Annotated in this window: 27 protein-coding genes; 17 read left to right on the forward strand and 10 right to left on the reverse strand. The window is 60.4% G+C overall.

Features of this window, described 5'->3' with window-relative positions; genetic code table 11:
- Window positions 1-349: porin (locus AC1D2N_RS26825; RefSeq protein ID WP_477982338.1), on the forward strand; the 349-nt coding region annotated here is incomplete at its 5' end.
- Window positions 350-452: 103 nt separating this feature from the next.
- Here the strand turns inward: AC1D2N_RS26825 and AC1D2N_RS26830 are convergent.
- Together AC1D2N_RS26830 and AC1D2N_RS26835 are read right to left on the reverse strand one after the other, a co-directional pair.
- Entirely contained in the window at window positions 453-1349 is an 897-nt protein-coding gene (locus tag AC1D2N_RS26830) for an alpha/beta fold hydrolase (RefSeq protein WP_018447373.1), read from the reverse strand.
- A gap of 65 nt (window positions 1350-1414) precedes the next feature.
- The gene (locus AC1D2N_RS26835; RefSeq protein ID WP_477982341.1) at window positions 1415-3490 is read right to left on the reverse strand and encodes a lytic transglycosylase domain-containing protein; all 2076 of its coding nucleotides are present in this window, start codon (window positions 3488-3490) and stop codon (window positions 1415-1417) included.
- A gap of 214 nt (window positions 3491-3704) precedes the next feature.
- On the opposite strand from AC1D2N_RS26835, the gene dapA reads away from it, so the two are divergent.
- Window positions 3705-4589: a 4-hydroxy-tetrahydrodipicolinate synthase gene (gene dapA, locus AC1D2N_RS26840; RefSeq protein ID WP_018241393.1), complete on the forward strand. Its 885-nt coding sequence runs from the start codon at window positions 3705-3707 to the stop codon at window positions 4587-4589.
- Between the two features lie 101 nt (window positions 4590-4690).
- On the forward strand, window positions 4691-5170 hold the full coding sequence (gene smpB, locus AC1D2N_RS26845; RefSeq protein WP_018241394.1) for an SsrA-binding protein SmpB: 480 nt from the start codon (window positions 4691-4693) through the stop codon (window positions 5168-5170).
- Between the two features lie 72 nt (window positions 5171-5242).
- Here the strand turns inward: smpB and AC1D2N_RS26850 are convergent, their stop codons facing one another.
- Window positions 5243-5824 carry a LabA-like NYN domain-containing protein gene (locus AC1D2N_RS26850; protein WP_018241395.1) on the reverse strand — a complete coding sequence of 194 codons (582 nt, stop codon included), beginning with the start codon at window positions 5822-5824 and terminating at the stop codon, window positions 5243-5245.
- A gap of 297 nt (window positions 5825-6121) precedes the next feature.
- Between AC1D2N_RS26850 and rpoZ the strand changes: the two genes are divergently transcribed.
- From rpoZ to AC1D2N_RS26910, 12 genes are all read left to right on the forward strand, one after another.
- On the forward strand, window positions 6122-6526 hold the full coding sequence (rpoZ, locus tag AC1D2N_RS26855; protein WP_018241396.1) for a DNA-directed RNA polymerase subunit omega: 405 nt from the start codon (window positions 6122-6124) through the stop codon (window positions 6524-6526).
- Window positions 6527-6732: 206 nt separating this feature from the next.
- The gene (locus AC1D2N_RS26860) at window positions 6733-8967 is read left to right on the forward strand and encodes a RelA/SpoT family protein (RefSeq protein WP_018070607.1); all 2235 of its coding nucleotides are present in this window, start codon (window positions 6733-6735) and stop codon (window positions 8965-8967) included.
- 183 nt (window positions 8968-9150) lie between these two features.
- The gene (locus tag AC1D2N_RS26865; RefSeq protein WP_003558084.1) at window positions 9151-9300 is read left to right on the forward strand and encodes a DUF3563 family protein; all 150 of its coding nucleotides are present in this window, start codon (window positions 9151-9153) and stop codon (window positions 9298-9300) included.
- A gap of 160 nt (window positions 9301-9460) precedes the next feature.
- Window positions 9461-10051: a DUF2062 domain-containing protein gene (locus AC1D2N_RS26870; protein ID WP_026230826.1), complete on the forward strand. Its 591-nt coding sequence runs from the start codon at window positions 9461-9463 to the stop codon at window positions 10049-10051.
- Between the two features lie 38 nt (window positions 10052-10089).
- On the forward strand, window positions 10090-10494 hold the full coding sequence (acpS, locus tag AC1D2N_RS26875; RefSeq protein WP_018447376.1) for a holo-ACP synthase: 405 nt from the start codon (window positions 10090-10092) through the stop codon (window positions 10492-10494).
- Window positions 10495-10629: 135 nt separating this feature from the next.
- Window positions 10630-11373, forward strand: coding sequence for a signal peptidase I (gene lepB / locus AC1D2N_RS26880; RefSeq protein WP_018241399.1), 744 nt, complete (start codon window positions 10630-10632; stop codon window positions 11371-11373).
- Window positions 11370-12089, forward strand: coding sequence for a ribonuclease III (gene rnc, locus AC1D2N_RS26885; protein WP_130652114.1), 720 nt, complete (start codon window positions 11370-11372; stop codon window positions 12087-12089). The genes lepB and rnc overlap by 4 nt, the downstream gene beginning before the upstream one ends.
- Window positions 12090-12096: 7 nt before the next feature.
- A complete protein-coding gene (era, locus tag AC1D2N_RS26890; RefSeq protein ID WP_018070602.1) occupies window positions 12097-13038 on the forward strand; it encodes a GTPase Era in 942 nt (313 codons plus the stop codon).
- Between the two features lie 150 nt (window positions 13039-13188).
- Window positions 13189-13941: a Crp/Fnr family transcriptional regulator gene (locus AC1D2N_RS26895; protein WP_020049310.1), complete on the forward strand. Its 753-nt coding sequence runs from the start codon at window positions 13189-13191 to the stop codon at window positions 13939-13941.
- A 375-nt stretch (window positions 13942-14316) separates the two neighbouring features.
- Entirely contained in the window at window positions 14317-14802 is a 486-nt protein-coding gene (locus tag AC1D2N_RS26900) for a response regulator (RefSeq protein ID WP_018447378.1), read from the forward strand.
- 124 nt (window positions 14803-14926) lie between these two features.
- A complete protein-coding gene (gene recO / locus AC1D2N_RS26905) occupies window positions 14927-15697 on the forward strand; it encodes a DNA repair protein RecO (protein WP_026230827.1) in 771 nt (256 codons plus the stop codon).
- Window positions 15698-15798: 101 nt separating this feature from the next.
- Window positions 15799-16794 carry an aldo/keto reductase gene (locus AC1D2N_RS26910; RefSeq protein ID WP_130652115.1) on the forward strand — a complete coding sequence of 332 codons (996 nt, stop codon included), beginning with the start codon at window positions 15799-15801 and terminating at the stop codon, window positions 16792-16794.
- Window positions 16795-16894: 100 nt separating this feature from the next.
- Here the strand turns inward: AC1D2N_RS26910 and AC1D2N_RS26915 are convergent, their stop codons facing one another.
- The 3 genes from AC1D2N_RS26915 to AC1D2N_RS26925 all read right to left on the reverse strand — a co-directional run bounded on the left by AC1D2N_RS26915 (window position 16895) and on the right by AC1D2N_RS26925 (window position 20463).
- A complete protein-coding gene (locus AC1D2N_RS26915) occupies window positions 16895-17752 on the reverse strand; it encodes an MOSC domain-containing protein (RefSeq protein ID WP_130652116.1) in 858 nt (285 codons plus the stop codon).
- 9 nt (window positions 17753-17761) lie between these two features.
- Window positions 17762-18421 carry an HD domain-containing protein gene (locus tag AC1D2N_RS26920; RefSeq protein ID WP_197728239.1) on the reverse strand — a complete coding sequence of 220 codons (660 nt, stop codon included), beginning with the start codon at window positions 18419-18421 and terminating at the stop codon, window positions 17762-17764.
- A gap of 137 nt (window positions 18422-18558) precedes the next feature.
- A complete protein-coding gene (locus AC1D2N_RS26925; RefSeq protein ID WP_130652117.1) occupies window positions 18559-20463 on the reverse strand; it encodes a putative bifunctional diguanylate cyclase/phosphodiesterase in 1905 nt (634 codons plus the stop codon).
- 440 nt (window positions 20464-20903) lie between these two features.
- Between AC1D2N_RS26925 and AC1D2N_RS26930 the strand changes: the two genes are divergently transcribed.
- Together AC1D2N_RS26930 and AC1D2N_RS26935 are read left to right on the forward strand one after the other, a co-directional pair.
- Window positions 20904-21245, forward strand: a complete 342-nt coding sequence (locus AC1D2N_RS26930; RefSeq protein ID WP_130652118.1) for a hypothetical protein — start codon at window positions 20904-20906, stop codon at window positions 21243-21245.
- Between the two features lie 219 nt (window positions 21246-21464).
- Window positions 21465-21980, forward strand: a complete 516-nt coding sequence (locus AC1D2N_RS26935) for a superoxide dismutase family protein (protein ID WP_130652119.1) — start codon at window positions 21465-21467, stop codon at window positions 21978-21980.
- A 103-nt stretch (window positions 21981-22083) separates the two neighbouring features.
- Here the strand turns inward: AC1D2N_RS26935 and AC1D2N_RS26940 are convergent, their stop codons facing one another.
- The 4 genes from AC1D2N_RS26940 to ygfZ are packed head-to-tail and all read right to left on the reverse strand — an operon-like array spanning window position 22084 to window position 25040.
- Window positions 22084-22968, reverse strand: coding sequence for a mechanosensitive ion channel family protein (locus AC1D2N_RS26940; RefSeq protein WP_018447385.1), 885 nt, complete (start codon window positions 22966-22968; stop codon window positions 22084-22086).
- A gap of 58 nt (window positions 22969-23026) precedes the next feature.
- Window positions 23027-23557, reverse strand: a complete 531-nt coding sequence (locus AC1D2N_RS26945; protein WP_130652120.1) for a tyrosine phosphatase family protein — start codon at window positions 23555-23557, stop codon at window positions 23027-23029.
- Complete coding sequence (locus tag AC1D2N_RS26950) at window positions 23554-24162, reverse strand: HD domain-containing protein (RefSeq protein ID WP_018241411.1); 609 nt, start codon at window positions 24160-24162, stop codon at window positions 23554-23556. The genes AC1D2N_RS26945 and AC1D2N_RS26950 overlap by 4 nt, the downstream gene beginning before the upstream one ends.
- A complete protein-coding gene (ygfZ, locus tag AC1D2N_RS26955; protein WP_130652121.1) occupies window positions 24159-25040 on the reverse strand; it encodes a CAF17-like 4Fe-4S cluster assembly/insertion protein YgfZ in 882 nt (293 codons plus the stop codon). Before ygfZ ends, AC1D2N_RS26950 begins: the two co-directional genes overlap by 4 nt.
- Window positions 25041-25106 lie beyond the last annotated feature (66 nt).

Raw genomic sequence — 25106 nt, forward strand, 5'->3', positions numbered from 1 at the left:
TGACATCGGTCCCGGTACGCTCGGCCTCGCTGCTGTGTACTCTTCCGGCCCGAACTCCTACTACTCGACGGCTGAATGGGCAGTTGCTGCCGAATACGCCATCAAGGCAACCGACAAGCTGAAAATCACCCCGGGTGTTCAGTACTACGCCAACTACATCGGCGGTGCCAGCGCGTTTGAAACCGTTCCTACCGATTACGACGGTGCCGGTGATGCATGGAAGGTCGGTCTGACCGTTGATTACCAGATCGTCGACAACTTCTACGCCAAGGCTTCGGTTCAGTACCTCGATCCGGAAGATGCTGACGACTCCACGACGGGCTACTTCCGTCTGCAGCGTTCGTTCTAATCTGATCTGACTTCGGTCAATCAGGAAAGCCCGGCTCTCGAGCCGGGCTTTTTGTATTTGGGCGAGACTGGCACGTTGTGCCAGCTGACCAGTGTCGATGAGGTTATCGGCAGGTGGCGAGAAAAGTGCGAATTGCTGTGGGGATGTTATCGAGATACAGGAGCGGGGCATGGCCTTGCCCTTCGGCAGTATGTCGGATCAAGCCCGAATGCCGCCGCGCCATTTCGCCGGCGCTTTCCTGTGAAAGCAGCGACGTATTTTCGCCGCGGATCAGCATGAGTGGCAGCCGACTCAGGCTTTCGAATTGCCCCCAGAGATCAGGCAGCGGCTGGCTGAAATCGATCGATTTCAGTGCCTCCGCGATCGCTGGGTCGAAATCGGCGATCGGCCTTCCGCTGATATCGCGATAAAGGGCAAGCGCCATCTCGCGCCAGTCTTCCTCTGCAAGCGCGGTAAACGACGCGCCATGATTTTCCTTCAATAGATCGACTGCCTCGTTCCAGTCCGCTGGCTTCCTGCCGCTGTTGAGGTAATCGCGGATCCGTGCCAGCCCCTCAGCCTCGAGCACAGGTCCGATATCGTTGAGGATGACGGCTTCGAGAAGATCCGGCTGCGTCGCCGCGATCAGATGCAGGATCAGCCCGCCGCGCGACGTGCCGATGAAAATCGCCCGCTCAATGCCAAGCGCTGCGCAGGCGGCAATGACGTCGCCGGCCTCGACGGCGAGATTGTAGTTCGCCTTGTTGTCGTCCCATGCCGAGTTTCCCCGCCCGCGCGAATCGAGCGCGATCACCCTGCGCGGTGCTGTCATATCCCGGGAGAGAAGCAGCGCAAGCGGATGAAAATCCCGTGTATTGCGGGTCAGGCCGGGCAGGCAGATCACCGGCAGCCATCCGGCAGTTGCTGCCTGGTCGGGTGGGTAGTCGCGGGCATAAAGCCTCAGCCCATCAGAAGAAGTGAAAAATCGCTCCTGGAAACCACCTGCATCCGTATCCGGCATCACATCCCTCGAGACCTGTTTGACCCCGAAGATGTAACTTGCTTTTCAAGCCGCGCCAAACGGCTTCAAGAGGCGCTGCGTCCGCCGATCAGGTCACGCTCGATATCGGTGGGCTGGCCGAGGCGAGCCTTGTAAACTTCGTAATTCTCCATCACCCGCTGCACATAGTTGCGCGTTTCGGGGAAGGGGATGCGCTCGATCCAGTCGACGATCTCGTCGATCGGCCTGCCGCGCGGATCGCCGTAGCGGCCGATCCATTCCGGCACCCGCTTCGGCCCGGCATTATAGGCAATGAAGGTGAGGATATAGGAACCGCCGAAGGCGTCGATCTGCTCGCCGAGATAATGCGCACCGAGTGTCGCGTTATAGCCGGCATCGGCCGTCAGCTTGTCCTTGGAAAAGGCGATGTTATTGCGCTTGGCTACCGCCTGGGCCGTGCCCGGCAGAAGCTGCAGCAGGCCGCGCGCATTCGCCGCCGAAACGGCGGCCGGGTTGAAGGCGCTTTCCTGCCGGGCGATGGCATAGGCGAGTGCCTTGCCGGAGCCAGATATATTGGCGTTCGCCGGGATCACGCCGATCGGAAAGGCAAGCGCTGCGACATCGATGCCGCGCCCATAGGCGATCTTGCCGATTTGCAGCGACAGATGATGATCGCCGGATTGCTCGGCCTGTGCCGCAAGGACAGCCAGTTCACCGGGGCTTTGCAGTTGATCGGCGAGCGCGAGATAGAGAATGGCGGCCCGCCATCCATGGCCGGCGGCCTCCAGTCGGGCGATCGCCTGCACGGCTTCGCGTGCCTGGAAGCGTTGCCGGTCAGCCGTGCTCGGTGCAGGATAGGTGACATTAAGCGTCTTTCGCCCCAGCCTTTCCGCCGCGAGCTGGCCATAGAAGGTGCCGGGAAAATTCGCGGCCTTCGCATAGAATTCGCTGGATTTGCCGGGGCCTCCGGCCTCCGCGGCGCGTCCCAGCCAATACCAGGCGCGTGAGACCGAGATCGGCCCGTTTGAGGTATCGAGGATCTTGCGGAAGTGTTTTTCCGCCGTTGTCGGGTCCTGCAGGCCGCGAAGCGCGTACCATCCGGCGTGGAATTCAGCCTCGACGATATCCGTCGGGCTCGTTGCGGCGTAGTTTGCGACGATGCGATAGGCCGGCTTGAATTGTCCCTGGTCGACGAGACCACGGCTGACGATACGTTGCTCGTTCCACCATTCGCCGGAATTGACGAGTTCGCTACGCTCGGGCGGCATCTGCTCGAGAAGTGCTGCCGCCTCGGCATATTTGTCCTGTTTGCGCAGATATTCGATCCGCGCAAACAACAGGCCGGCATCGGCTCGCCACTTCGCATCGACGGCGTTGAGCAAGGCGCCGGCATTGCCGGCTTTGGCGTCAACGGCAGCCCAGGCCTTGTAGAGCGACTGGGCTTGGCCCATGTCGCCGAAGCGCTTGGCCTGCGCCACCCGGCCGCGATACATCAGATAGTCCATCCGCGCCTTATGGTCGGCGGGCGTCAACAGCGCGGAAAACTCGACGAGGATCTTGTCCTCGGTCGCCTTGTCGAGAGCCTCTCCTCGCCAGCGTTTGCGGATATGTTTTGCCGCCTGCGCCTGCTTGCCTGATGCAACCAGCGCCCGGCCGAGGATGACGGCGCCCTGCATCGTCTCAGGCGCGGTATCGCCGAAGGCGGCAAGTATGGCGGAAGGGGCGGGATTTTCGTCATAGAGCGCGCGCTCGGAATAGGCGCGCAGCCGCGAAAGACCCGGCCAGCCCTTGAGCTCCTGCGCGGCGCTGGCGATTTCATAGGAGGGAACGCCCTTCAATCCGGAAACGGCAATCGCCCAGGTGAGGATATGCCGGTCGAGCGTAGCGTCGCGCATGCTGTCACGGATCGAAAGCGCCAGTTGCGGGTCCTTGTCGGAAAGCGCATCCAGGCCGGCTTTCAGGTCGCCGCTGACAGGCGCGATAGCCGGGTTGCGCGGAATGGCGCCCGTTGTCATCGATTCCGGTATGGCTGTCTCGGGAATGAAGCCGAGCGGCTTGACATCAGGCATAGGAGTGCTCTCGCCGGGAAGCGGCGACGCAACACTGCCCCACGCGGCGGCAACAAAGCCGAAGGCGGACAGAATCAGGACAGCTTTCTTCATCCGGGATCTCGCAACGAAAACACGCCCTGCCATTAGGCTAGAGGCATCTTAACGAAACCTTACCGTACCAGGTAAAATTCATTCACATCTGCTATCGGAATTTGCCCTAAACCGAACTCTACGCGCTTGTCGCGATGATTTCGGCGCTCTATGGTGCGCAACTCTTATTCATGGAATGCGGCCGAAGCAAGGATTTGGTCGTGAGGAGCTTTGCATGTTCAATGGGTCCATTCCCGCCCTCGTCACCCCCTTCACCGATGCCGGACTGATCGACGAAGATAGCTTCGCCGCGCATGTCGACTGGCAGATCAAGGAAGGCAGCGCCGGTCTCGTCCCGGTCGGCACGACGGGCGAATCCCCGACGCTGTCGCATGCCGAACACAAACGGGTGGTGGAACTCTGCATCGAAGTTGCCGCAAAGCGCGTTCCCGTCATGGCCGGCGCCGGCTCGAACAATACGCGGGAGGCGATCGAGCTCGCCCAGCATGCCGAAAAGGTCGGTGCGAACGCCGTATTGGTCGTCACTCCCTATTACAACAAGCCGACGCAGAAGGGGTTGATCGCGCATTTTTCAGCCATCGCCGAGGCCGTCGATCTGCCGATCTATATCTATAATATCCCCGGCCGCTCGGTGGTCGACATGACGCCGGAAACGATGGGTGCGCTCGCCAAGGCGCACAAGAATATTGTCGGCGTCAAGGATGCAACGGGCAAGATCGAGCGCGTCTCCGAACAGCGCATCACCTGCGGCACGGATTTCAGGCAGCTGTCCGGAGAGGATGCGACGGCGCTCGGCTTCAACGCCCATGGCGGTGTCGGCTGTATTTCGGTAACCGCCAATGTCGCCCCGCGCCTCTGTGCCGACTTCCAGGCGGCGACACTGGCAGGCGACTATGCCCGCGCGCTGGAATTTCAGGATCGGCTGATGCCGCTGCACAAGGCGATCTTCCTTGAGCCGGGTCTTTGCGGTGCCAAATACGGGCTCTCCAAGCTTGGTCGGATGAGCCGCAACGTCCGCTCGCCGCTGCTTTCGACGCTGGAGCCGGCAACGGAATCAGCGATCGACGCCGCCATGCGCCATGCAGGCCTTTTGAACTGACGGGACCGGCCTTCTTCACAAGACGGGGTCTCTCCCTTACATAAAGGGCAAGAAATGAGGGCGCGGCTTTTCGCGCCCTAAAAAGAAATTGGAATGTCGTCATGGCCCCCAAAGGCAGCCAGCGCGTGGTGAACAAGGTCGTGGCCGAAAACCGCAAGGCCCGCTTCAACTACGAGATCATCGATACCTACGAGGCCGGCCTCGTGCTGATGGGCACGGAGGTCAAGGCGCTGCGCGAAGGCAAGGCCAATATCGCCGAATCCTACGCCTCGGATGAGGGCGGCGAGATCTGGCTGATCAATTCCTACTTGCCGGAATATCTGCAAGCCAACCGCTTCAATCACGAACCGCGCCGACGCCGCAAGCTGCTGCTGTCGGGCCGTGAAATCCATCGCCTGCGCTCGGCCATCAACCGCGAAGGCATGACGCTGATCCCGTTGAAGATCTATTTCAACGATCGCGGTCGGGCGAAGATGGAGCTGGCGCTGGCCAAGGGCAAGAAATTGCACGACAAGCGCGAGTCGGAGAAGGAACGCGATTGGAATCGGCAGAAGAGCCGCCTGCTGAAGGATAGAGGCTGACCACGACGCCGTGGCTGACGATCACCGGTCCAATCCGGCCCCTATCGCGCGACTTCGAGACGCCCGACGAGATCAGTCTTCGAAATCGCTGGCCGGGGCGACTTCGGCCTGGCGTGGCGCCCGCTCCGAGGGATCGCGACCGATTTCAGCCTTCAGAGACAAGAGATCGATGAAATGATCGGCCTGACGGCGCAGGTCGTCGGCAATCATTGGCGGCTGGGTTGCCATGGTTGAGATCACCGAGACCTTGCGGCCTCTGCGCTGCAACGCCTCGACCAGGTTCGTGAAGTCGCCGTCGCCCGAGAAGATGACGAGATGATCGACCGTTTCGGACTGTTCCATCGCGTCGATCGCAAGCTCGATGTCCATGTTGCCCTTGATCTTTCGGCGACCCATGGAATCCGTGAATTCCTTGGCAGGCTTAGTGACGACTTTGTAGCCGTTGTAATCGAGCCAGTCGATCAGAGGCCGGATCGATGAATACTCCTGATCCTCGATCAGAGCGGTATAATAATATGCGCGCAGCAGGTATCCGCGTTTCTGGAATGCTTTCAAGAGCTTGCGGTAATCTATGTCAAATCCCAGGCTCTTGGATGCAGCGTAGAGGTTGGCGCCGTCAATGAAGAGTGCAATTTTTTCGCGTGGGTCAAACATCGCTTACCAATCCAATGAGAGCAATCGAAATTCGCAGGTGCCAAACTTCAATAAAAACAATAGCTTGTGTTTCGATTTCGATTTGATCCTTACTTTATGAATTATTCATATATGAAAGATTTAGGGCACGATTCGACATATTCCAAGCAACCTTCGGTGGAATTATGACATTCTCCATGGAAATCTAGCTCAGCCGCGGATAAAGACGAGGGGAGCCGGAATGAAAAACTTGTATTTGCCCGGTTTTAATTGTATCGGGCGTGCTAATCCCGAAATGACGACCGTAAAGGACAGGCAATGGCCCGTGTCACAGTTGAAGATTGCATCGACAAGGTGGAGAACCGCTTCGAGCTGGTTCTGCTCGCCAGCCACCGCGCCCGGCTGATTTCCCAAGGTGCCTCGATCACCATCGATCGTGACAATGACAAGAATCCCGTTGTGGCCCTGCGCGAAATCGCCGACGAGACGCTTTCGCCCGACGACCTCAAGGAAGATCTGATCCATTCGCTGCAGAAGCATGTCGAAGTCGACGAGCCCGAGCCCGATCCGGCAAGCATGATCGCCGCCGGCAGTGTCGCCGCAGCCGACAGCGAAGAGCAGGACGACCTGCCGGAGACGATCACTTTCGACCAGATGTCGGAAGAAGAGCTGCTTGCCGGCATCGAAGGCCTTGTGCCGCCGGAAAAGAGCGACGACTACTAAGCGCGTCGGCCGGATCCCCGGTCGCATCGCTTGGGCATGATCCTCCCGGTCGCATTGATGCGATCCGGAAAAATGCTTCATGCGATGCAAAAGAGCGACGATTACCAATCGTCAATCTTGCACCTTTATTGCTTAGGCATATTATTGCCCATGTGTGCGCCAATCGTTGATTGGCGCGCTTTTATTTTTATCGGAGTGGCTTTGGAATGATGCGGCAGTACGAGCTCGTGGAGCGGGTTCAGCAATACAAGCCCGATGCCAATGAAGCACTGCTGAACAAAGCCTATGTCTACGCCATGCAGAAGCACGGCCAGCAAAAACGCGCGAGCGGCGATCCCTATATTTCCCATCCGCTCGAGGTCGCTGCCATCCTCACCGACATGCACCTCGATGAATCGACGATCGCGGTTGCTCTGCTGCACGATACGATCGAGGATACGACGGCGACACGCGCCGAGATCGATGAACTCTTCGGCGAGGATATCGGCCGCCTGGTCGAGGGTCTGACGAAGATCAAGAAGCTCGATCTCGTCACCAAGAAGGCCAAGCAGGCGGAAAACCTGCGCAAGCTGTTGCTCGCCATTTCCGACGATGTGCGCGTGCTGCTCGTCAAGCTGGCCGATCGCCTGCACAATATGCGCACCCTCGATCACATGTCGGCCGACAAGCGTGCCCGCATTTCCGAGGAGACGATGGAAATCTATGCGCCGCTCGCCGGCCGCATGGGCATGCAGGACATGCGCGAGGAACTCGAGGAGCTTTCCTTCCGGCATATGAACCCGGAAGCCTATGAGACCGTCACCAAAAGACTGGAAGAGCTTTCGAAGCGCAACGAGGGCATCGTCAAGAAGATCGAGGCCGAACTGCGCGATCTGCTGGTGGCAAGCGGCCTGACGAGCGCCTACGTCAAGGGCCGGCAGAAGAAGCCCTATTCGGTCTTCCGCAAGATGCAATCGAAGTCGCTTTCGTTCGAGCAGCTTTCTGATGTCTACGGTTTCCGCCTGATCGTCGAGGATATCCCTTCCTGTTACCGGGCGCTCGGCATCGTCCACACGCGCTGGCGCGTCGTGCCCGGCCGCTTCAAGGACTATATCTCGACGCCGAAGCAGAACGATTACCGTTCGCTGCACACCACCATCGTCGGTCCTTCCAGCCAGCGCATCGAACTGCAGATCCGCACCAAGCGCATGCACGAAATCGCCGAATTCGGCATCGCCGCCCACACACTCTATAAGGACGGCGCCACCAATGCCGATGGCGACATCCTTTCTCGCGAATCCAATGCCTATTCCTGGCTGCGCCATACGATCGAGGCCCTGGCCGAGGGTGACAGCCCGGAAGAATTCCTCGAACACACCAAGCTCGAGCTGTTCCAGGATCAGGTTTTTTGCTTCACGCCGAAGGGCAAGCTGATTGCCTTGCCGCGTGGCGCCACCCCGATCGATTTCGCCTATGCGGTGCACACCAATATCGGCGATACCACCGTGGGCGCCAAGATCAACGGCCGCATCATGCCGCTGGTGACGCGGCTTGCCAATGGCGACGAGGTCGAGATCATCCGCTCCGGCGTGCAGGTTCCGCCCGCCGCCTGGGAGGAAATCGTCGTGACCGGCAAGGCGCGCGCCGCCATCCGCCGGGCAACCCGCATGGCGATCCGCAAGCAATATGCCGGCCTTGGCCACCGCATTCTCGAGCGCACCTTCAATAGGGCCGGCAAGATCTTCTCGCGTGAGGCGATGAAGCCGGCGCTGCACCGTCTTGGCCAGAAGGATGTCGAGGATGCGATCGCCGCCGTCGGTCGCGGCGAGATGTCCTCGCTCGACGTGCTGCGCGCCGTCTATCCCGATCATCAGGATGAGCGCGTCACCGTGAAGCCCTCCGGCGACGACGGTTGGTTCAACGTCCGCAGTGCCGCCGGCATGATCTTCAAGATCCCCGGCAAGACCAAGGCCGGGCACGACGGTGGCCATTCGGAAATCGACGCGGATGCCGATATCGGGCCGATCCGCGGACTGTCCGGCAATGTCGACGTCAAGTTCGCTCCAACCGGCGCCGTGCCCGGCGATCGCATCGTCGGCATCATGGATCAAGGCAAGGGCATCACCATCTATCCGATCCAGTCGCCGAGCCTGCAGCGCTTCGACGATCAGCCCGACCGCTGGATCGACGTTCGCTGGGATCTCGACGAAGCCAACAAGTCGCGTTTCATGGCGCGCATCATGGTGAATGGGCTGAATGAGCCAGGCACGCTTGCCAAGGTCGCCCAGACGGTCGCAGGCCTCGACGTCAATATCCGCTTGCTGAACACAGTGCGGGTGGCTGCCGATTTCACCGAAATGATGCTCGAGGTCGAGGTCTGGGATCTGCGCCAGCTCAATCAGTTGCTCGCCCAGATGAAGGAACTGGATTGCATCGCCACGGTCCGGCGGCTCTACGAGTAAGCTTTTGTTAAGCCCTTCAGGGGTTTGGACGAAAAATTGCACATTTTATGATCTTGGCGGCGCATCAAAAAGGCAAGCAATGCGCACAGCGCATGGCTGTCTCCATGTTGCGGCGGTGGTAATTAACCTTTGCCGAGCCTATCTTCTGGTCTTCGAAACGCAAACAGAAGATGAGACAAGGTAATGTTTGACCCTATCAAGAAATTCGCTCGCGCCTTTCGCGCTCCGACCACGCAGGAACGTGAAATGGCATATTTGAACGGCTCGCTCGATCGTATCGATCTCGAGTTTCGTCAGCGCCAGGTCGACCGCGGTCTGTTCCGCAATCGCTGATACTGAACTTAATACTTGAGGCGGGTGAGGGACGTTATGCATAACGGACGCCCCTCGGCATGAGAAGCTCCTCTTCGCAGAGAGAACTGAGGGGCTGTTTTTCGAGCGGTATCATTTGCCGCTCTTGTCATGGCGGTGTGCGCTGCACTAAATACCGGCCATGTTGTTTCGCCGTCGCAAACCTGCGGGATTCAGGGAAAAGATGCGGGAGCTTTTGTGGCCTCGCAAGGGTTTCCTTCGCCCGATCCGTTACCTGACAATGCGCGTCCTGCGCCTGAGCGCTTCGCCGCATGCGGTTGCCGCCGGCGTCGCTGCGGGTGTCTTCGTCTCGTGGACGCCTTTCATCGGCGTGCATTTCGTCATGGCTTTCGTCATCACCTATTTCCTTTCCGGCAGCATGGTGGCCGCCGCCCTCGGTTGCGCCGCCTTCGGCAATCCGCTGACCTATCCCTTCATCTGGGGCATCACCTGGGAGATCGGACATCTGCTGTTGAGCCGCGAGGATCACCTGGCCGGCCAGACGGTGGATCTCGCCGCCCTTTTCCACAAGCTGAACTTCACTGAGCTATGGAAACCGGTGCTGGAGCCAATGCTGGTCGGCGCCATTCCGCCGGCGGCCGTCACCTCCGTTGCGCTCTATGCGCTGACATTCTACACCGTGAAGGGTTTTCAGACGCGCCGCCATATACGGCTGATGGAGCGGGCGCGCCTGCGCCTTGCCGTTCCGGCCGGCGACATGCCGAGCATATGAACCCGATCAAGAATTCTTAAGCGACGGAAGGTTCCGGCATGATCATCGGCATTGGCAGCGATCTGATCGACATTCGCCGTATCGAGAAATCCATCGAGCGCTTCGGCGAGCGCTTCACCCATCGCTGCTTTACCGAGATCGAGCGCGCGCGTTCCGACCGCCGGGCAAACCGTGGCGAATCTTATGCCAAGCGTTTCGCCGCCAAGGAGGCCTGTTCCAAGGCGCTCGGCACCGGCATAGCGCAGGGCGTCTTCTGGAAGGACATGGGCGTCGTCAACCTGCCGAGCGGCAAGCCGACCATGGTTTTATCAGGCGCGGCCGCCCTGATCCTCGAATCGCTGCTGCCCGCGGGTCACAGGCCCGCCATTCATTTGACAATAACGGATGATTATCCCTTGGCGCAGGCCTTCGTCATTATCGAGGCGTTGCCCGAGAGCCTCTGATCGTGACCGCGGGAGCGTTGATCGCGACCTCTCGTCGCTTTTGATGTTGTCGCCATTGCCGCAACCGGCCGAAGCCGCTAGAGAGAACGACAGAAAGAATTGCGCCGCCGCGGCGTCTTGAAGGAATAAGACTGCGTGTCCGAAAAAGTCGAAGCCAAGCCGAACGCCCTCTGGGAAAATATCAAAGTCATCATCCAGGCGCTGATTTTGGCGATGGTGATCCGAACGGTGCTATTCCAGCCCTTTACCATTCCGTCCGGTTCGATGATGCCGACGCTGCTCGTCGGCGATTACATCTTCGTCAACAAGTTCGCCTACGGCTATTCGAAATATTCGCTGCCCTTCTCGCCTGATCTCTTCAGCGGCCGCCTGTTCGGCGCCGATCCGAAGCGTGGCGACATCGTCGTCTTCCGCTTCCCGCCAAACCCCGAGATCGACTACATCAAGCGCTGCATCGGCCTGCCGGGCGACCATATCCAGGTTACCGACGGCGTGCTCTACGTCAACGGCAAGCCGGTTCCGAAGGTGGCGGACGGCAGCTTCACCTCGGATTACAAGCTTGATCCGGGCGCGGATGTGCCGGTGTTCCGCGAAACGCTCGACAACGGCAAGACCTACGACACGCTTGATCAGTCTCCGGTGTCGCGCGGCGATAACACCCGCGAATTCATCGTGCCGGAAGGCCATTATTTCATGATGGGCGATAACCGCGACAACTCGCTCGACAGCCGCTTCGACGTCGGATTCGTGCCCGCCGAAAATCTTGTCGGCCGCGCCAGCGTTATCTTCTTCTCGCTTGGCAACGATACCTCCTTCCGCGAAATCTGGAAGTGGCCGACGAACATGCGTTGGGACCGCCTCTTCAAGGTTGTTGAATGAGCAAGGCGCAGACGCTTTCTGCGGCGGACCGCGCAAAGCTTGAAGGCCTGATCGGTCATGACTTCGCTGAAAAGGAACGCCTGGATCGCGCGCTGACCCATGCCAGCGCCCGTACCGAAAAGGGCGGCAATTACGAACGGTTCGAATTCCTCGGCGACAGAGTTCTTGGGCTCTGCATCGCCGAGCTTCTGTTTCGCACCTTCGGGACGGCGGGAGAAGGCGAGCTCTCGGTTCGCCTCAACCAACTCGTCAGCGCTGAAACCTGCGCTGCGGTTGCCGACGAACTCAATCTTCACCTCTATATCCGTACCGGCGCCGATGTGAAGAAGTTGACCGGCAAGCGCATGATGAACGTGCGCGCCGACGTCGTCGAAAGCCTGATCGCCGCGATCTATCTCGACGGCGGCCTCGAAGTTGCCCGCCGGTTCATTCTGCGTTACTGGCAGGGCAGGGCAGTGCGGGCCGATGGCGCTAAGCGCGACGCCAAGACCGAGCTGCAGGAATGGTCGCACGCGAAATTCGGCGTCACGCCGATCTACCGGGTTGATGAACGCAGCGGACCGGATCATGATCCGCGCTTCAAGGTGACGGTGGAAGTTGCTGGCATTAAGCCGGAAACCGGCGTAGAGCGGTCGAAGCGTGCCGCCGAACAGGTCGCGGCAACGAAGATGCTCGAGCGCGAAGGCATTTGGCAGCAATCGTCTGCCGGAAACTGACGGGACAATGACACAAGAAGAAGATATCGCGGCCGAGGCTGCCGCAGAAACCAATGGTCCGACGCATTCGGGCTTCGTCGCGCTGATCGGACCGACCAATGCCGGCAAGTCGACGCTGGTGAACCGCCTCGTCGGCGCCAAGGTCTCGATCGTCAGCCATAAGGTGCAGACGACGCGCGCCATCGTTCGCGGCATCGCGATCCACGACAACGCCCAGATCGTCTTCATGGATACGCCTGGTATCTTCAAGCCGCGCCGCCGGCTTGACCGCGCCATGGTGACTTCGGCCTGGGGCGGTGCGAGGGATGCCGATCTGATCGTGCTGCTGATCGACAGCGAGCGCGGCTTGCGCGGCGATGCCGAAGCCATCCTCGAAGGCCTCAAGGAAGTCCGGCAGCCGAAGATCCTGCTGCTCAACAAGATCGACCGCGTCAACCGTGAGGATCTGCTGGCGCTGGCCGCTGCCGCCAACGAGAAGATCGCTTTCGAGCGCACCTTCATGATATCAGCCGAAAACGGCTCCGGCTGCGACGACCTCATGGACTATCTGGCGAAAACGCTCCCGGAGGGGCCGTGGTATTATCCGGAAGACCAGATCTCCGATCTGCCGATGCGCCAGCTCGCGGCCGAGATCACCCGCGAGAAACTGTTTCTGCGCCTGCACCAGGAGCTTCCCTATGCCTCGCATGTCGAAACGGAGAAGTGGGAAGAGCGCAAGGACGGCTCGGTGCGCATCGAGCAGGTGATCTATCTCGAGCGCGACAGTCAGAAGAAGATCGCGCTCGGCAAGGGTGGTGAAACCATCAAGGCGATATCGACTGCGTCGCGCAAGGAATTGTCGGAGATCCTCGAACAGCCTGTCCATCTCTTTTTGTTCGTCAAGGTTCGCGAGAATTGGGGGGATGATCCCGAGCGGTTCCGCGAAATGGGTCTCGATTTTCCGAAATAAGCGTGGCAAGGATTTCATCGGGCTGGCGCCAGCCCTTTGTTTTCGCATAAAAAATTAGCCTCGCTCATGGAACAAATCCGTCGCTTGCGCATTCCTTGATGGACGGCGCGCCAACGTTGGCGCGCCGGTTTTGTGACGGCAAGGGCAAGTATGGCGACGTCGAGACCCATCAATTCTTTCAAGACCCCTTGCGAGCAATGTCCCTTGCGGCCGCTGCCGCATTTCAGGGAGTTCAGCCGTGATGAGTTGGAGTTCGTCTCGAGCTTCAAGAGGGGTGAGCTTGCCGTCGATGCCGGCTCGACCATCCTCGTCGAGGGCGCACATAGCGCTCATCTCTTCACGGTGCTCGCCGGCTGGGGCTTCCGCTACAAGATGCTGGAGGACGGACGCCGCCAGATTCTGAATTATATTATGCCGGGCGACCTGATCGGCCTGCAGGGAACGATCGCCGGCGAGATGCAGCATTCCGTCGAAGCGCTTTCGCCCGTTTCCCTTTGTGTCTTCGAGCGTGACAGGCTGATGACGCTTTACAACAAGCACGCCTCGCTCGCCTTCGACATTACCTGGATCGCCGCGCGCGAGGAGCGCATCCTGGATGAGCATCTCTTGAGCATCGGCCGTCGCACGGCGCTGGAACGAGCAGCCTACCTGATCGCTTTCCTGTTTGAGCGCGGCCGGAAGCTGAATATCTTCAACGGCCGAAAATTCATCCCCATCACCCAGCAGCACATTGCCGACACGCTCGGTCTTTCCATCGTTCATACCAACAAAACCTTGAAAAAGCTCAGCGAACGTGGGTTGATCCGCTGGCAGGAGCGTGGCTGCGAGGTGCTGAACGGCGAGGAATTGATGGCGATCGCCGGCTGGGAAGGGCTCGGAGAGGGCAAACGCCCGTTCATCTAAGGCATGTCGCGCAAAGCAGCGGTTTGCGATAACGGCATGAGTTGGAAATATAGAGCTAAAGCGCGAGGAGCGTATCTGAAGGATTGCGACCCGCTTTAGAGCATTCCTCATTTCTCCCGGGTGACGGATATGCTCCGTCTTGTTTGGCGCAATTCCGGACGCCAACCACTGCGCAATTATACTGGAATTGCTCTCCAGCGCCGCGCGTCCTTTCGAGACGCCGCAAAGGACGCTGTAGCACTTTGAATGGCTGCACAAATATGCCGTAGCCAACCGGCCGGCTTATGTCTTTTTTAAATGCGCATTAGCAGCACGGAAAATAAAGTGAGCCGTCAACTTTCCTCCGATTTTGATTCTTATCGACCGGGCAGAAAAATGGTTTATTCAGAAAAGGTGGCGGAATTCACCGATAGCGTGGCATGCGGGGCACCGGAGGGCAATGATGTTGGCGAAACGGCCGGGGCGCTGCGACAGGCGCCCGACGGGGGGCATCGAATCATGAGCGCAATCCGTGTTCTGGTTCTTGAAGACAGTTTGATCATCGCGATGGAGGCGGAGGATATTCTGCGCCTGGCCGGCGTCGAGAGTATCGATATCGTCGGCAGTGTGGAACAGGCGAGGGCCGCCATTGCTGCGGAGACGTATGATTTCGCCCTTCTCGACGTCAATCTCGGCGAGGGCATGAGTTTCGGATTTGCCCGCCATCTTCTCGATATCGGCATCCCCTTCGGCTTCGTCAGTGGCTATTCCGATACCGGCGATTTCCCGCCCGACCTGCAACAGATACCGCTTCTGGTAAAGCCGTTCGACGAAACGGCGATGCGGGAATTCCTGCAGAGGCTTTTCCCGGCTGTAGCCTGACACGGTCCGTGACAGAATCCAGTCCTTGCTGACGGCGCCGCGCGTCTTTCAGACGTGCAAAGGACGCTGTAACGCCTTGAATTATGCAGTAGGATGGATTCGTCACCCGCAGGGACTTCTTTCGATGCAATGGCAGGACCAGGCGATCATTCTGGGCGTCAAGCGCCACGGCGAGACGAGCGTCATTGCCGAGGTGATGACGCGTGATCGCGGCCGCCATCTCGGCCTGGTGCGTTCCGGCCGCTCGCGCGCCATGCAGCCGGTGCTGCAGGCGGGCAATGCCGTGGAGGTCAACTGGCGTGCCCGGCTTGACGAACATCTCGGTGAATTCCGCGTCGAGCCGGTGACACTGCGCGCCGCCCGCCTGATGGAAACGGCGACCGCCGTCTACGGTGTCCAGGCGATGGGCGCGCTGCTGCGGCTGCTGCCGGAGCGTGACCCGCATCCACACCTCTTCGATGCGCTGGAGGTCATCCTCGATCACCTGCATAATCCGGCCGATGCCGGCGAACTCTTCGTGCGTTTCGAGCTTGCTGTGCTGAATGATCTCGGCTTCGGCCTCGATCTTGCCGAATGCGCTGCGACCGGCGCCCGTTCCGATCTCGTCTATGTCTCGCCGAAATCTGGCCGCGCCGTCAGCCGCACCGCGGGCGAGCCCTGGGCGGACAAAATGCTGCTCCTGCCGCCGTTCCTCAGCATCGAAGGCAATCATGCAGCCGACTTTGATAGTCTCTCGGCTGCATTCCGCCTGACAGGGTTCTTCCTGCATCGTCATGTCTACGAGCCGCGCGGCATCGAGGCGGCAGCTGCCCGCGACGGTTTCGTTCAGGCGGCGCTCAAGGCGCTTAATCCAGCCTTGCGGACGCTTTCCGGCCCGAACGGTATTTCCGCCTGACCTCGTTTTTTACGGGTGCAAAACATCCTCCGGATTTGGCGGTTTACCTGCTGATGAGCGCTTCCTATGTCTTCACAGGATTGCCAATCAAGGAGGACCCCATGCTGACCAAGACCGCATCACCGACGACGATCACGCTCTGGAACGGCCGCGAAATTCCGCGTCTCGGCATGGGATGCTGGGCGATCGGCGGCCCCTTCTTCGCCGGCGACACGCCGCTCGGCTGGGGCGATGTCGACGACGATGAATCCGTGGAGGCGATCGACCGTGCCACCGAACTCGGCATCCGCTTCTTCGACACGGCCTCGAACTACGGCGCCGGCCACTCGGAGGAAGTGCTCGGCCGGGCGATCGGTAATCGCGACGATGTCGTCATCGCTACCAAGTTCGGCTTCGCCACCGATCCGGCAAGCAAGCAGGCAACCGGCGCCTTTGCCGACGAGGCCTTCATCCGCCGTTCGGTCGAGACCTCGTTGCGCCGCCTCAAGCGCGATCGCCTCGATCTCCTGCAGTTCCACCTCAATGATTTTCCGATGGATCAATCGGATGCCGTCTTCGATACGCTGGAGGCGCTTCGCACCGAAGGCAAGATCGATGCGTTCGGCTGGAGTACCGATTTTCCGGATCGTGCCGCCCGTCATGTCGGCCGACAGGGCTATGTCTCGATCCAGCATACGATGAATGTTTTCGAACCGGTGCCGGAGATGATCTCGGTGATCGAGGGGAAGGGCCTGATCTCCATCAATCGTGGCCCACTGGCGATGGGGCTGCTGACCGGCAAGTTCACCGCCGACAAAGCGGTGGGCGCGGGGGATGTCCGCGGTGCTGCCCTCGATTGGATGGTCTATTTCAAGGATGGACGTATGGCCCCGGAATTCGCCGCGAGGCTCGATGCCGTCCGCGATCTCCTGACGTCAGGCAGCCGCACGCTGACGCAGGGCGCGCTTGCCTGGCTCTGGGCACGCTCGCCGCGCACCCTTCCCATTCCGGGCTTCCGCACCGTCGCTCAGGTGGAGGAAAATGCTGGCGCGCTGGAGAAGGGACCACTGCCAGCCGATGTCATGGCGGGGATCGATGCCGCGCTCGATCGCTTCTGAGGGTTTTAATGCATGTCGCCCAAAAAGCATGCTTTTGGGCGACATGCATAAGTCAAAGACTCAAAGCGCATCGGATGAATCCGGTTTGAAGCGATGCCCTTCAGGCTGCGGCTCGACGTTTGAGCGCCCAGCCTTCCGGCCGCTCTTCAACGATGTTGACGGTGTCACCGATCGTGACCTTGCCGTTGCCGCGCGGCGTGACGTTCCAGCCGAAAAGCGGGCCGGGCACGCGCCGGTCGGCGGACATGCGGATGCGGCCCATGGCCTGCATTGGGTTTGGTCCCTCGCGGGACCCGGTCAACTGGTCTTGAGTCGTCATGATGCAGCGGGAGCAGGGTTTGACGAGATCGAAGCGGATGCCGGCGATCTCGATCGCCGCCCAGCGGTCCTCCGGCCAGGCCTCGTCGGTATCGATGACGATGTTCGGACGGAAGCGTTCCATGCCGACACTGCCTTCGCCATGGGCGGCGAGATCGGCATTCAATGCCTTCAGCGAGCCCGTCGTCGTCACCAGGATCTGATAACCGTCGGTAAAGGTGACGGGCGTGGCTTCGCCGGCCCATTCAGCATTTGCCGTCCGCCGTGCCTGGCCGTCGAAGAAGACTAGGCGCACCTCGCGGCCAAGCCATTCGGAAAGCTGCCGGTTGCTCTCCGGATCGGCGACGGCGGCGCTGACGGCAGATTTCCACACGGTCACATCCATGCGGTTTTCGGGCTGAGGCGGTGTTACCGATATGTCCGTTTTCCCCTGCATCAGCAGCCGAAAGGCGGTCGCCTCCGGTCGTACCTCGATGCGTGCGAGGTCGGGCAACTCGCGCTGGGTGATGAAGTGCCCTTGGGCATCGGTGATCATCGCCCGCCGGTCGCCGGGAAGCCCATAGGCGTCAATGTCGGCGGCCGGCAGCGCAATGCCGCGGGCGCTCTTGAGCGGGTAGATGAAGAGGTCGCTGACACGCATCTTGTGCTCCTAGATTTCGTCCATGAAGGCCGAGAGGAAGTCGCGCAGGCTTTTATCACGCGCGGCGGCCAGCCTGCGGCCGGTCTCGGTCTGGAAACCTTCCGCCAGTTTGAACAGCTTCGTCTGGAAATGGTCAATGGCATAACGCTTATCATCAAGCGGGCGGTCCGCTGCCGCCGGGTCGAATGGATCGTAGAGCCCGGATCCCAGTCGCCCGGCGATATAGAAGCAGCGGGCGGCGCCGACCATGCCGATCGCGTCCAGCCGGTCGGCATCCTGCAGGATCTTCGCCTCCAGCGTTTGCGGTGCCACCCCGGCGGAGAAACTGTGTGCAGTGATTGCGTGGGCCGCGGCTTCGACATCCGCCTCGCTCCAGCCGAGTTCCGCCAGGATCGCCGATGCCTTCTGCGCCGCCAAAGCCGATGCTTTTGCCCGCAGCGGCGAATTCTTCTCGACGGCGACGCAGTCATGCAGCAGCACGGAAGCGGCAAGAACCCGCCCGTCGCCGCCTTCTCCCGCATGGATGCGCATGGCATTTCTGAAGACGCGCAGAATATGGGCAAGGTCGTGCGAGCCGTCGTCGCCATCGGCCGCATGCGCAATCAGCGCCGCCGCAAGCGTTTCGTATGGGGAGAAGGCTTCAGCCGCGAACATAGCGCCACCTGTCATGAGGAAGATCGTTTTCCGCCGATAGGGCATCGGCGCGGAATTGAATGCGGGCGGTAAAAGGATGCGACAACGAAGATCTCAGGAATCGCAGCCGATTTTGTAGCGACTTGCCATGCGAGTCGCAATCGAGGGGGATCTCAGTGCTTGGCTTCAGGAAGATAGGTCACGCCGCCGTTCTTCGGCGGCAGGGAGAGAAGGTGGGGCACGTCACGCGCCGGTCGCGGCGGACTGATGTGATAGCCCTGGATCTCGTCGCATTCCTCGCATTCGAGCAGCGCCAGCTGCGCGGCCGTCTCGACGCCCTCGACGGTGACGCGCATGCCGAGCGCATCGCCGAGCAGGATGATCGCGTGCATGATCGCATGCGCTTCCTTGTTGTCGACGATGTCGTTGACGAAGGACTTGTCGATCTTGATCTTGTCGAAGGGGAAGCTCGAGAGATAGCTCAGTGAGGAATAGCCGGTTCCGAAATCGTCCATCGAGATGCGGATGCCGCGCTCCTTCAGCGCATGCAGGATCGGCAGCACTTCGCTGAGATTTTCCATCAGCACGCTCTCGGTGATTTCGAGTTCAAGCCGCGACGGCGACAGCGCGGCGGCGGCAAGTGCCTCGCTGACATCTCGCGTCAGGTCGCTGCTGCTGAATTGGATTGCCGAAACGTTGACGGCGATCTTGATGCCCTCCGGCCATTGCGCTGCATCGTTGCAGGCCCGACGCAAAACCCAACGGCCGATATCGACGACGAGGCCGACCTCCTCTGCCAGCGGAATGAAATCCATCGGCGGAACGCGGCCTCGGACCGGATGGTTCCAGCGGATCAACGCTTCGAAGCCGCAGATACGTCGCTGCGAGAGGTCATAGAGCGGCTGATAATGCAGCTCGAATTCCTCTTTCTCAACGGCTGTTCGGAGGTCTGCCTCCAGCGCGTGTCGCAACTGCATCTGCGCTTCCATCTCACTGGCGAAGAAGCGCTCGCGTTTGCGCCCGTCCGCCTTGGCATGTGACAGCGCCACGCCGGCATTTTTCAGCAGGATATCGGTTTCCTCACCATCATCAGGGGCGATTGCGATGCCCATGGAGACGCTGAGCTCCAGCTGTTTCTCGCCGTGGAGGAATGGTTCGGAAAGCTCACGGCGGATCTGCTCTGCAAGCGCCGTCACGTTCCGCGGCTGCTGCTTGCCCGTCTGCAGGATGGCGAATTCGTCCGAGCCGAGGCGCGCCAGGGTGTTTTCCGAACCGGCCGAGGCTCGGATGCGCTCGGCGACCTGCTGCAGGATCTTGTCGCCGGCCGAAACGCCCATCGTGTTGTTGATCGATTTGAAACCGTCGAGATTGAGGTGAACGAGGGCAATCCGCTGATCTGGCCTGCGCTCTGCGAGCGTCGCATCGACCTGCTCGCGGAAATGGATGCGGTTCGGAAGGCCGGTCAGCGGGTCGTGGTGGGCGAGATAGGTGATGCGTTCGGCCGCCCTTCGATCCTCGGTAATGTCGGCGTGAATGGAAATGTTGCTGCCGTCGGAAAGGATGGTCACCATGCTCTGGATGATGCGGCCATCGTCCATCAACCATTCGCGCCGACGGAGGCTATTGCTTCTTGCGGTTGCGGAGGAATGTCGCCCGGTCCGCCGGCCGGGTTTGGTGCTGGCGCTCTCCGTGCCGCGCATTTTAGCCGTGAGATCGGCGATTGTCGCGCCGGCAATGACATCTTCGTCCGTCAGGTCGAAGAGCTGACGGAAGCGGATGTTGGAAAGCGTCAGCCGCTGGTCGGCGTCGAAGACGCTGAGACCGAGCGGCAGGTTGTTGAGAATGACTTCGAAGAGTTTTTTCTGTCCGTCGAACGCCTGGCTAAGGGCTGATATATTGCCTCTCAGCGCATGGTTTTCCCTCAGCAGCGTTTCCGCGCTTCTCTCGATTTCGTCATAGTCGCTTTCATGGACGCGATAGGTCGCGATCACAAGATCCATCAGGCGCTGCGCATCGATCGATCCGTCGGCGGTGACGGCCTCGGTGCATTGCCGCCAGAAGAGCGCTTCAGCTTTCATGTGCATACGTCTCGCGGGACGACAGCAGAGGAAAGCGTCCTCGTTTGATGAACGTGCCTCATTTCGCCGGACATGAAAGACCTTTCTAAAATGAATACAGAGATTGATTTTTTATACGCTGGACGCCTGCTGGTGATGCGTGATGTCCATTTTGTATGGGCCGGATTAATATTCGGTTGCAGTGCAGCAGCGGGGTCGATGCGTTAGACGTTTGTTTTATATGTGAAAAATAGCTGAAATACGCAGGAAAGCGGCCTTCTGACGCTGGCGGAGGCCTGCGTTCAGGCGTTCCGTTAACTTTTGTCAATCATCGTTAATGAGAAGTTAACAACTTATTGACGCACTGCGCAAATCAGTTTAACCACCGAGTCAACAGTGATTTTCCAACGTTCGTATTGCGTGCAAACACCACCGGCAGAAGGCGGTGAATGGAGGTTTGTATGACCAGCACCACATCCGTTTCAGACACCTCATACGCATATCTGGCGACGCTTTCGCGGCTCGATGCCAATGGCGATGGCGTACTCAGCCGCGGCGAACGTGCCGCCGATGAGAAGCCAGGCATCATCAAGGAACTCCTCGAAGACGATAAGGCCAGCGACACGCAGCCGAAATTTTCCGGCAGCCTGATTGCGCTGATGATGGACACCCGTGACGGCGGCAGTGCAAGCAGCATCGCCGTTCCCTATCCGCTGCAGCAGGCCGCGCCGACATCAGGCGATCAGTCCGACGATCTCTACCGCAAGACCTACGGTCAATTCGATTTCGACGCCGTCGCCTGAGCGGCGTCTCAAATCGAAAGATCTGCAAGCCGGCCGGTTGTCCGGCTTTTCTCGTTCGATATTCCTGCGCATAACCCGAAAATCAGAGTGATTTTCGGAAAGGATTAGGCGCCACGCAAAGTGCTGGAGCGTCCTTAGCGCGTCCTATCGGACGCGCGGCTCAGGAACACCTTCCGGTTTGACACGTTCAGAAGGACAACCGGACGCAAGGAGATCTCCATGAAAGCCATGAGCATTATCGCCACCTTGAGCCTGCTTGCGGTTGCATTGCCGGCAGGCGCTCAGGACAAGCAAACGGCGGTCGCCAATTTCGTCGGCAAGGACGGCAAGGAGGACGGTCGCGCGCAACTGACGGCTGCCGCCAATGGCGGCGTCCTGATCGAAGTCGAGATATCGGGATTGCCGGCGAACAAATGGGTGGCGTTCCATGTTCATGAGACCGGCCGCTGCGACGCCGCGACCCATCACGAATCAGCGGGCGGTCACTTCAACCCTGATAAGGCCGAGCATGGCATCCTTGCCGCCAAGGGACCGCACGCCGGCGATATGCCCAATCAATATGTCGGGCAGGACGGCAGGTTGCGGGCACAGATCTTCGACGGCATGGTCACGCTCGACGGCAAGACTGACGGCATTCGCGGCCGCGCATTGATGGTGCACGCCAATTCGGATGATTATCGCAGCCAGCCTTCGGGTGATGCCGGGGAAAGACTCTCCTGCGGCGTCATCCAATAGGCTACGGCGCAATTCTTAGATCGGCATCGATTTAGGGACAAAATTAACAATTCAAACTGCACAGCGCCACGGGTCTTAAAAAGATCGGTGGCGCTGCAATGTCTTACTGCCGCGTCGGCGTCGGTTTTTCGGCCGTCGCCTTGCCGTTGGACTTTTTTGCCGGCGCGGCATCTGAAGCATCCGGCACGGCGTCAGGATTGTCATCGAAGGCGAGTTTCACGCGTTTCACCATGTCACGGCTGACCAGCCACCAGTCACCTGTCTTTGCCCAGTAGCGCAGCGCGACGGAGATCGTGCCATCACCGAGGCTGTCGATGAAGACGCTGGGTGCCGGTGACGTCAGCACCCTGGAGTCGGCTTTAGCAAGGTTCATCAGCGTCTCCATTGCCAGATCGATGTCATCCTCATAGGCGACGCTGATTTTCAGCTCGTTCCGCCGGGTGGGCTCGCGGGTGAAATTGGTAATGGGCGTGTTCCAGAGCGTCGAATTCGGCGCCAACCGGTAGAGCCCGTCGCCGGTTTTGAGCTCGGTTGCAAACAATCCGATTTCGCGCACCGTGCCGGCCACGCTGCTGGTCTCGATATATTCACCGACGCGGAAAGGCCTGAGGATCAGCAGCATAATGCCGGCGGCGATATTCTGCAGCGTCCCTTGCAGCGCTAGTCCGATCGCCAGGCCCGCTGCGCCGAGGGTTGCTATGATCGAGGCGGTCTGGACGCCGAATTGACCGAGGACGGTGATGAACACCAGGATGAGCAGCGCATAGCGCAGCACATTGGTGAAGAAACGCGCCAGCGTCTCGTCGATGCCATGAACGCGCGACAGGCCTTCATAGGCCCAGCGGCTGGTAAAGCCGGCCAGCGCCCAGCCAAGAACGAGCAGGATCACCGCCCCGAGGACGGAGAACGAATATTGCACCGCAAGCGCGCTTGCCTGGCTGAGTGCCGTTTGCGTGGCGAGGAGGACATCGGCTGCCTGTTGTTCCATGATCTGGCCCTGTAGATTGTGCGTGGTCGGGGGCTAGATGGAGCGGCTGGCGGCAGCGTCAACCGCCAACGGCGTCCCGGATCGCAAGCACGAAGGGCGCATTGCCGTCGGCATCCGCACCACGTCCGATTGCCCGTACCGCCGCGACCAGCCGGCCGCTGCGGCCGAGCAGCGCGTCACCGATCTCGATCAGCCGGGCGTTGGGCGTCGCGAAAGGTGAGGCGGCTCGGAGTCGGCGAGCAAGCGTTTCATCGCTCTGATCCGGTGCCAGCGACAGCGCGGCGATGAGGGCTGCGGCCGGCGAGCGCGACACGCCCATCCAGCAATGGATGAGCAGCGGCGTCTCCTGCCGCCACGATGCGGCAAAGTCGATAATCTCGCGGACATGCGTCTCGTCAGGCGCCACGAGATCGCCGGTGCCCTTGAAGACGATATCGTTCATACCAAGTGTCAGATGACGTTCGACCGCAATCACGCCCGGCCGGTGAAAGGCCTGATTCTTGGCGATCAGGCTGATCATGTCGCGCGCCTTGTGACGCACCGCCATTTCCGCGATGCGCGACAGCGGCGAGACGACGATGAAGGTCACGAGACCATCCCCCGCTCGGCCTCGATCGCCGCGAAGCGCGCGCAGAACAATCGCTGCGCTTCGAGCGCAGGCAGGGGCTCGATCATCAGCATGTCCTTGCTGATGCCGCGCGGCTGCCCGAAGAATTTCTGCGCCTCGGCGGGTGTGAAACCGGCAAGCACGGTCGCCTCGAAATAGGCGGCGATCGTGTCGGCCTTCTTGATCCGGTCCTTGAGGTCGCGCGAGGGATGCGGCGGCAGGCCGAAACGCAAGTGCACGGCCGCCTCCAGCCGCTTTTCCACCGTCTTGTAGCCGCCGCCGACCACCGATTTGAACGGCGAGATCATGTCGCCGATCACATATTCAGGTGCGTCGTGCAGCAGCGCCATCAGGCACTCCTGCGGCCGCGCATCGTTGAAGCGGCGGAAGATATCCTCGACGACGAGACTGTGTTGCGCCACCGAAAAAGCATGATCGCCGGAGGTCTGGCCGTTCCACCGGGCAACCCGCGCAAGCCCATGGGCGATGTCGATGAGTTCGACATCGAGCGGCGAGGGGTCGAGCAGGTCGAGCCTGCGCCCGGACAGCATGCGTTGCCAGGCACGCGGAGCTTTCGTCGTTGTCACGCGCTGGCCTCGTCGCCGCTTGTGGGAAAGACAAGGCCGGACCATGCCGGCAGGACGAGGGAAACGGGCGTTTCGCCGGCGAGCAGCGGCGTACCTGCCGCCATCGCGGCGCCGGCGCGGTCGATGCGCACGATCGCAAGGCCGCTGCCGCCCTCGACAGAACCGAGCGCTCCCACGGGCTTGCCGCCGGCGGTGATCTCCGTCCCGGTCTCCGGCAAGGTTGTCGCGGCGGACACCGTGACGACGCGCCGGCGGGCGGTGCCGCGGTGCTGCATGCGCGAGACGACCTCCTGCCCGACATAGCAGCCTTTCCTGAAGGAGAGGCCGCCGTTGAAATCCATCAGCACGTCATGCGGGAAGGCGTCCTGCAGGGCGAAGTCCGATCCTGATGTGACGATGCCGTGGCTGATGCGCAGTGCGTCGTAGAGCGCTTCGTTGCCATCGCCATGTTTGCCGGGCCGGCGGATCAGCGTGACGCCCGCCTTGGCGAAGCGGCTGTCTCGGACGCCCTGGCTGTCTCGGACGCCCTGGCTGTCCCGGACGCCCTGGCTGCCCTCGGCATCCTCGCTCCAGGAAACGGTGACGCCCTCTTCAGTGCTTGTCGCCAGTGTGACGGCGGCGCGCAGCTTGTACATTGTCAGCCGCTTCAGCAGGCCGTCGCGCTGGCCGGCATCGGTTTCGATCATGTAGCCGTCGCCGTCCTGCCAGATCATGAAGTCGAACAGGATCTTGCCCTGCGGGGTCAAGAGTGCCCCGGGCCGTGCCTCGTCGGCGCCGAGCGAGGTGATATCGGTTGTGATCAGGTTCTGCAGGAAGGATTGGGCTTCCGCGCCGCTGACAAGGAGCAATGAGCGGTCATTCAGGAATACGGCTGGCATGGCGGAACCTGTCGCGTTGGTCATCGCTCAGAGGTATGTCTTCATGAGGTGGATCGCAAGCGCCAT

It is taken from the genome of Rhizobium sp. P1_B8, from assembly GCF_056406515.1.